Annotated in this window: 4 protein-coding genes and 2 pseudogenes; 1 reads left to right on the forward strand and 5 read right to left on the reverse strand. The window is 74.4% G+C overall.

Annotated elements, in window-relative coordinates:
• Nucleotides 1-3,431: pseudogene (gene pulA / locus VR44_RS33935) on the forward strand (pullulanase-type alpha-1,6-glucosidase); the annotation flags it as partial.
• 48 nt (nt 3,432-3,479) lie between these two features.
• Here the strand turns inward: pulA and VR44_RS33940 are convergent.
• From VR44_RS33940 to VR44_RS47865, 5 genes and pseudogenes are all read right to left on the reverse strand, one after another.
• Nucleotides 3,480-4,004: a GNAT family N-acetyltransferase gene (locus VR44_RS33940; RefSeq protein ID WP_045951487.1), complete on the reverse strand. Its 525-nt coding sequence runs from the start codon at nt 4,002-4,004 to the stop codon at nt 3,480-3,482.
• Nucleotides 4,005-4,089: 85 nt separating this feature from the next.
• The gene (locus tag VR44_RS33945) at nt 4,090-4,806 is read right to left on the reverse strand and encodes a TetR/AcrR family transcriptional regulator (protein WP_045951490.1); all 717 of its coding nucleotides are present in this window, start codon (nt 4,804-4,806) and stop codon (nt 4,090-4,092) included.
• Nucleotides 4,807-4,844: 38 nt separating this feature from the next.
• Complete coding sequence (locus VR44_RS33950; RefSeq protein ID WP_045951488.1) at nt 4,845-5,888, reverse strand: PDR/VanB family oxidoreductase; 1,044 nt, start codon at nt 5,886-5,888, stop codon at nt 4,845-4,847.
• The gene (locus VR44_RS33955) at nt 5,885-6,781 is read right to left on the reverse strand and encodes a metal-dependent hydrolase (RefSeq protein WP_045951489.1); all 897 of its coding nucleotides are present in this window, start codon (nt 6,779-6,781) and stop codon (nt 5,885-5,887) included. Before VR44_RS33955 ends, VR44_RS33950 begins: the two co-directional genes overlap by 4 nt.
• 110 nt (nt 6,782-6,891) lie before the next feature.
• Nucleotides 6,892-8,079 (reverse strand): annotated as a pseudogene (locus VR44_RS47865) (hypothetical protein); the annotation flags it as partial.

The raw sequence follows: 8,079 nt of genomic DNA on the forward strand, positions 1-8,079 counted from the left end.
GACCGGCACCGGCCCCTGGAAGGTCCTCGGCTCCGCCGACCACGCCCCCTACAAGGTCACCCAGTCCCTCGACGCCGCGACCCCCGCCGGAACCCCCCTGCGCTACAAGGCCGTGGCCGTCGACTCCACCGGCCGCACCGCCTCCGCCCTCGCCGCGACCACCGCCGGCCAGACCCCGCCGCCCACACCCCCCACCGCCACCCAGCGGGACTACGCCGTCGTCCACTACAACCGCCCCGACGGCGACTACACCGACTGGCGCCTCTACGCCTGGGGCGACCTCGCCGACGGCGAGGCCACGCCCTGGCCGCAGGGCCACCCCTTCACCGGCCGTGACGCCTACGGCGCCTTCGCCTACGTCCGTCTCAAGCCCGGCGCCACCAGCCTCGGCTACCTCGTCATCGACAAGGACGGCACCAAGGACGTCGCCGCCGACCGCACCCTCGACCTGACCCGCGGCGGCGAGATCTGGCTGGAGCAGGGCAAGGAGCCCGCCCGCACCGACCGCCCCGCCTACCCGCCCCAGGACCAGGCCAAGGCCGTCCTCCACTACAACCGCCCCGACGGCGCCTACGACGGCTGGGGCCTGCACGTGTGGACCGGGGCCGCCACCCCCACCGACTGGTCCAAGCCCCTCCTCCCCACCCGCACCGACTCCTACGGCGCCGTGTACGAGGTCCCCCTCGCCCCGGGCGCGACCAGCCTGAGCTACATCCTCCACAAGGGCGACGAGAAGGACCTCCCCGCCGACCAGTCCCTCGACCTCAAGTCCGCCGGACACGAGGTGTGGATGCTCGGCGGCCGCGACAAGTACCTCCTCCCGCAGCCCGCAGGATCCGGTGCCGCCCTCGACCTCACCAAGGCCGAGGCCGTCTGGATCGACCGCGACACCCTCGCCTGGAACGCCCCCGCGAGTGCCGCCTCCGCCCAGCTCCTCGCCTCCCACGACGGCCGGATCACCGCCGAGGGCGGCGTCCTGCACGAAGCCGGCGCCCAGTGGCTGCGCCTGAACCGGACCACCCTCACCCCCGCCCAGAAGCAGAAGTTCCCGCACCTGGCCGCGTACACCGCCTTCACCGTCGACCCCCGCGACCGCGACCGGGTCCGCGAGGCCCTGCGCGGGCAGCTCGTCGCCAGTGCCCGCGCCGCCAACTGCCCGCGCCGCCAACGGCGCCGTCCTCGCCGCCACCGGAGTCCAGCTCGCCGGCGTCCTCGACGACCTCTACGCCGACAACGCGAAGAGCACCCCCCTCGGCCCCGTCTTCAAGGACGGCCGCCCCACCCTCTCCGTCTGGGCCCCCACCGCCCAGCAGGTCGCCCTCGAACTCGACGGCCGCACCGTCCCCATGCGCCGCGACGACACCACCGGCGTCTGGTCCGTGCGCGGCGAACGCTCCTGGACCGGCAAGCCCTACCGCTACGCCGTCACCGTCTGGGCGCCCAGCACCCGGCAGGTCGTCCGCAACCTGGTCACCGACCCCTACTCCACCGCCCTGACCACCGACTCCACCCGCAGCCTCGCCGTCGACCTCGCCGACCCGAAGCTCGCCCCGCCCGGCTGGAAGGAGCTGCGCAAGCCCGCCCCCGTCCCCTTCACCAGCGCCCAGATCCAGGAACTCCACATCCGCGACTTCTCGATCGCGGACCCCACCAGCAAGCACCCCGGCCAGTACCTGGCCTTCACCGACACCGACTCCGCCGGCATGCGCCACCTGCGCGAACTGGCCGCCGCCGGCACCTCCTACGTCCACCTCCTGCCGGCCTTCGACTTCGGCAGCGTCCCGGAGGACCCGAAGGCCCGCACCGCACCCGCCTGCGACCTCAAGGTCTACGCCCCCGACTCCGAAGCCCAGCAGGCCTGCGTGGCGGCCGCCGCCGCCAAGGACGGCTTCAACTGGGGCTACGACCCCCTGCACTACACCGTCCCCGAAGGCTCGTACGCGAGCGACCCGAACGGCACGGCCCGCACCGTCGAGTTCCGCAGGATGGTGCAGTCCCTCAACGGGGCCGGGCTGCGCACCGTGATGGACGTGGTCTACAACCACACCGTCGCCTCGGGGCAGTCCGACCAGTCCGTCCTGGACCGCGTCGTCCCCGGCTACTACCAGCGCCTCCTCGCCGACGGCAGCGTCGCCACCTCCACCTGCTGCTCCAACACCGCGCCCGAGAACGCCATGATGGGCCGCCTCGTCGTGGACTCCGTGGTCACCTGGGCCAGGCAGTACAAGGTCGACGGGTTCCGCTTCGACCTCATGGGCCACCACCCGAAGGCCAACATCCTCGCCGTCCGCAAGGCCCTCGACGAGCTCACCGTCGCCAAGGACGGGGTCGACGGCAAGAAGATCGTCCTCTACGGGGAGGGCTGGAACTTCGGCGAGGTCGCCGACGACGCCCGCTTCGTCCAGGCCACCCAGAAGAACATGGCCGGCACCGGCATCGCCACCTTCTCCGACCGCGCCCGCGACGCCGTACGCGGCGGCGGCCCCTTCGACGAGGACCCCCGCGTCCAGGGCTTCGCCACCGGCCTGTTCACCGACCCCAACGGCTCCCCGGCCAACGGCACCCCGGAGCAGCAGCGCACCCGCCTCCTCCACGACCAGGACCTGCTCAAGGTCGGCCTGACCGGCAACCTGGCCTCGTACGTCTTCACCGACTCCACCGGCCGCCGCACCAAGGGATCCGAGCTGGACTACAACGGCGCCCCCGCCGGCTACGCGGCCGCCCCCGGGGACGCCCTCGCCTACGCCGACGCCCACGACAACGAGTCCCTGTACGACGCCCTGGCCTACAAGCTCCCCGCCGGCACCCCCACCGCCGACCGGGCCCGCATGCAGGTCCTCGCGATGGCCACGGCCGCCCTCTCCCAGGGCCCGGCCCTCTCCCAGGCGGGCAGCGACCTGCTCCGCTCGAAGTCCCTGGACCGCAACTCCTTCGACAGCGGCGACTGGTTCAACGCCCTGCACTGGGACTGCCGCGAAGGCAACGGCTTCGGCCGGGGCCTGCCGCCCGCCGCCGACAACCGCGCCAAGTGGCCCTACGCCAAGCCCCTGCTGACCGGCCCGGCCCCCGGCTGCAAGGAGATCGACGGGGCCTCGGCCGCCTACCGCGACCTCCTGAGGATCCGTACGACCGAACCCGCCTTCGCCCTCACCACCGCCCAGCAGGTCCAGGACCGGCTGTCGTTCCCCCTGTCGGGCCCGGACGAGACCCCGGGCGTCCTCACCATGGCCCTCGGTGACCTGGTGGTGGTCTTCAACGCCACCCCCACCGCCCGGGCCCAGCGCCTCCCCGCCCTCGCCGGCACCGGCTACGCCCTGCACCCGGTCCAGGCGGGCGGCTCCGACCCGGCGGTCAAGGCGTCGGCCTACGACCGGGCGACGGGGGAGTTCACCGTCCCGGCGCGCACGGTCGCGGTGTTCAAGCGCTCCTGACGCACCCGCACGCAGACGGGGTGGTGCCGGCCGCGGGCCGGCACCACCTCAGACGTCGAGGCGCCGCTCCAGCAGGATCACCCCGTACACCCGGCCGTCCTTGCCCTGCTTCGACGGGAACTCGCCCACGACCCGGTAGCCGGCGCCCTGGTAGTACGCCAGCAGCCGCGGGTTCGTGGACACGCAGTCCAGCCGCGCCCGCTCCCGCCCGGTCCGGGCGATCCGGTGCTCGGCGTGTTCGAGGATCCGCAGGCCCGTGCCGGGAGCGGCCGTCTCACGGTCCACCATCAGCCGGTGCACATAGCCCGCGACCGGCGGCTGGACCCCCCACGCCTCCTCGTCGGACCACCACAGCTCGTACGCCCCGACGACCTGCCCGTCGGCGTCCGCCGCGAGCCACACCTCCCCGTCGCGCATCTTCCCGCGGAAGTGCGCCGCGTCCTTCTCGCCCGGCTTCCACTGGTCGATGCCCTGCTTGCGCATCCACCGGGCGGCCTGGTCGTACAGCTTCACCAGGACTCCGGCGTCCTTCTCCTCGGCCGCCCGGAACACGATCCCGTCGTCAATGATCACGCGGGCATTATCGCCAGCCGCGCCGCCCGGCCCCACCCGCCCCCGGGGCGGCCGTCACATGTCCCGCCCGCCCCCACGGGGGCCGTCAGCTGTCCGGGTCGCCCTCGCGCGGCCCCGGCACCAGCGCCGCCAGCCGCCCGACCAGCTCCCCGAACGGCCCGTCGGCCGGTTCGCCCGCCAGGATGCTCACGAGGATCCCCGCCATCTCCGCGTCGTACGCCGCGCTCACCGCGGCCAGCGCGGCGAAGTCGTGCACCAGCTGCAGCTCCAGCTCGGCCCGCGGGATCCGCCGCCCGTCCAGCCACAGCAGAGCCGTCGACTCGGCCAGCGACACCCAGGACCGCACCACCAGCTCCAGCCGGGCCGGCGGCTCCTGCACGCCGATGTGCAGCAGGATCTGCTCGTACGCGGCCTGCCGCACCTCGTCGATCATCGCGTTGGCCCGGCTGCTGCCCGCCGCCGGGCCGCCGCGGAGCAACGCCGAGAAGCCGGGCCCGTGTTCGTCGACGAACGCGAAGTACCGGCCCATCACCCGCAGCAGCCGCGCCCCGAGCGGGCCCTCGTGCGGTTCGACGAACCGCTCGGCCAGCTCGTCGGCGGCCCGCCGCAGCGCGGCCTCGTACAGGCTGAGCTTGCCCGGGAAGTAGTGGTAGACGAGCGGCCGGGATATCCCGGCCGCCGCCGCGATCTCGTCGATCGACACGTCGTCGGGGGAGCGGTGGCTGAACAGCTCCAGGGCAACCCCGATCAGCTGCTGCCGCCGCTCCTCGACACCCATCCTGCGCCGCACCCCGGTCGTCATGCCGAACACCCTACTTCGAGGGCGGCACGGCCACTTGTTCAGAGGTCCAGAGTGAGCCGGTCCGAGGCGGCCCGGGAGACGCACAGCAGCATCGAGTCCGCGCGCTCCTCGTCCGTCAGGAGCTCGTCGCGGTGGTCGACAGCGCCCGCCAGGACCCGGTGCCGGCAGGTCCCGCAGAAGCCCTGCTCGCAGGAGTAGGGGGTGTCGGGCAGGACCCGGCGCACCGCACTCAGCGCGGACTCGTCGGCCGCGACCTCCACCGCGCCGCCCGTGCGGGCGAGTTCGACGGTGAAGGCCCGCGCCGGTCCGGTCGCCGCCGCGCCGAACCTCTCCAGGTGCACTGCCGCCGGCTCGGGCGCCGCCTCCCGGACCGCCTCCATCAGCGGCTCCGGGCCGCAGCAGTACACCAGGGTGCCCGGCCGGATCCCGGCCAGCGGGGCCAGGTCGGGCAGCCCCGCCTCGTCCTGCGCGACGACGGTCACCCGGTCCCCGTACGCGGCGAGTTCGGGCAGGAACGGCATCGAGGCCCGCGAGCGGCCGCCGTACAGCAGGGTCCAGTCCGCACCCGCCTCCGTCGCCGCGCGCAGCATGGGCAGGACCGGGGTGATCCCGATGCCGCCCGCGACGAACGCGTACGAGGGCGCGGGCAGCAGCTCGAACCGGTTGCGGGGCGCCCGTACGTCCAGCTCGGCGCCCTCCACCAGCTGGGCGTGTGCCTCGCGGGAGCCGCCGCGCCCGTCCTCGACCAGCCGGACCGCGATGGTGTAGCGGCCGCTGTCGGCCGGGTCCCCGCACAGCGAGTACTGGCGCACCAGCCCCGACGGCAGCCGTACGTCCACGTGCGCGCCCGGCGTCCAGGCGGGCAGCTCGTCGGACTCCAGCACCAGCCGCAGCACCCCCTCGGCCGGCTCGGAGCGGGAGACGATCAGCGTACGCAGCCAGCGGCGCGGGGAGTGCCCCGATATCGGGGTCTCCAGCGCGGGCAGCGGCCAGAGGGGGGAGCGGCCGACGCGCCTGCGCAGCGCCCGCCGGGTCAGTACGGCGGCCCCCGCCACGGCCGCGACGGCCAGGGCCCGCCTCACGGCCGCACCCCGCCGTTCGCACCGGGGGAGGAGGCCAGGTAGGCCACGGCCTGGGCGGTGGAACCTTCCTGCGAGGGGTGGTACGTCCGCGAGAGGTACGTCGGGATCGACCTGACCATCGACCCGGTCGAGGGCAGGAGCCCCTTCCGCCCCGCCCGGTGGAACTGGCCGAAGGAGGCCTTGGCGCCGGGCCGCTGGGGGTCGTTCTCCACGAAGAAGCGGACGCCGCGCTGCCACAGGAACACCAGGGCGGCGAAGGCGCTGGCCCAGGTCCGGGCCCGGCGGCGGTAGTTGCCGTCCACGTGCATGAACAGGTCGAAGGCCACCGAGCGGTGCTCGACCTCCTCCGCGCCGTGCCAGCGCAGCAGGTCCAGCATCATCGGGTCCGCCCCGCGCCGGTCGAGCTCCTCGGCGTTGAGCACCCAGTCGCCGAGGAAGGCCGTGTAGTGCTCGATCGCCGCGATCAGCGCGACCCGCTCCATCAGCCACCACTTCCGGGCCCGGCCGGGCGGCAGGGTGCGGTCGCCGAGGAGCTTCTCGAAGAACCAGTCGACCTGCGCGGTGTAGGGGGTCGGGTCCAGGCCGAGGCGCTTGAGGTGCGGGAGCACGTCGTCGTGCGCGGCGGCGTGCATGGCCTCCTGCCCGATGAACCCGACGACGTCCGCCCGCAGCCGCTCGTCCGTGATGTACGGCAGCACCTGCTTGTAGACGTGCACGAACCACCGCTCACCGGCGGGCAGCAGCAGGTGCAGCACGTTGATGGTGTGCCCGGCGAAGGGCTCGCCGGGCAGCCAGTGCAGCGGGGTGTCCTCCCAGGAGAAGGAGACGTTCCGGGCCTGGAGGTCTATGTGCTCCGACGTCACGGGGGCGGGCGCGAGCGGCGTATTAGACATGGCGTCAATGTACTGAGGGGTACGCCCGAGGAAAACCCCTCGGCACCCCCGAATCCCCAGGGGCGCGGGGAACCGCGCGCCCCGACCCCGCACCCGCGAACGGTGGGAACCTAGCGGAGCGCCCCGGCCTTGGTGCCGTCCGTCAGCTTGCCCGAGAGGTCCACCTGCGCCCCCTCCGGAGCCTTGACCGCCAGCCGGTTGCCGTTGGCGCTCCCGTTCACCCCGCCCCCCGTAGCCGTCAGCGAGGCGAACTGCGCGCTGCCCGCCGCCAGCACGTACCACTGCCCGGCCCGGGACTTCCACAGCACCCCGGCCAGCACCCTCGGCTCCCGCGCCCCGCACGCCGGGGAACTGCACCTGCACCCGGTCCGCCGCCCCCTGCCAGGTCTCCGCCCGGCTGCACAGCCAGGTCGCCGCCCCGTCGCCCTCCGGCAGCGGCTGCTTCGCGTACGTCCACGCGTTGACGGACCGCACCCCGTGCGACCGCACCGACGGCAGCAGGCACGCCGTCTTCGACCACTCGCCGAGCTCCGCCGCCTCCGTCACGTCCCGCGCGGCGCCCGGCGCGCCCGAGGTCAGCCGGGCCGGGGTCAGCTCGCCCAGGTCGGTGACCAGCCGGGTGGCCCCGTCGCCCGTCAGGGCCAGCGCGTTCCAGCTGGTGCACTCACCGTTCGCCGCCGGACCCGGCACCGGCGGGGTCAGCCCGTCCGGGCCGAGCTTCAGCGCCGACGGCTGGTCGCCCGGCTTCAGCAGGTCCCGTACGGCGGCACCGGTGACCCAGGGCGCCGTGAGGTAGCGGACGTTGCCGTCGACCCGGCTGAGCACCAGGGCGGTCGCCGTGTCCGCCGTCGCCCCGTCGGTCCGCGCGAAGTCCAGGGCGGCACCGGCCGTCCCGTTGCGCGGCTCCGCGTACCGCACCACCCGCAGCCCGTCGTACAGCAGCACACCACCACCGCCTGGTCGACGGTCCCCGCGAACAGCAGTTGCGGCGGGCCCATCGGCGGCCCCGACGGGGTTCCCGGGGTCGCCGAGACCACCACCGTCCTGCCCGGGCGGGCCCACACGGCCAGCGCCCGCCGCAGCAGCTCGGTGTCCGCGGCCCGGTCGCCGCGCGCCGGCCAGACGGAGTAGTCCGTACGGGAGGACGTGTGCCACGCCGTCGCCGTGGCCCGCACCAGCTGCCCCGGGTCCAGGGCCTGCTGCGCCGCCGCGTTCTGCGCGTACACCGGGGCGGCGGGCCCGTCCGCGCCCCAGCCGCCGCCCGGCAGCGCCAGCAGCGCCCCGCACACCGCGAGGGC

The sequence above is a fragment of the Streptomyces katrae genome (assembly GCF_000966975.1).
GTDB classification, from domain to species: domain Bacteria; phylum Actinomycetota; class Actinomycetes; order Streptomycetales; family Streptomycetaceae; genus Streptomyces; species Streptomyces katrae.

Bases quoted from the DNA above. Each gene is read 5' to 3' on its own strand.
- VR44_RS33945 (WP_045951490.1), bottom strand. From the start codon at position 4,806: ATGACGACCGGGGTGCGGCGCAGGATGGGTGTCGAGGAGCGGCGGCAG.
- VR44_RS33955 (WP_045951489.1), bottom strand. From the start codon at position 6,781: ATGTCTAATACGCCGCTCGCGCCCGCCCCCGTGACGTCGGAGCACATA.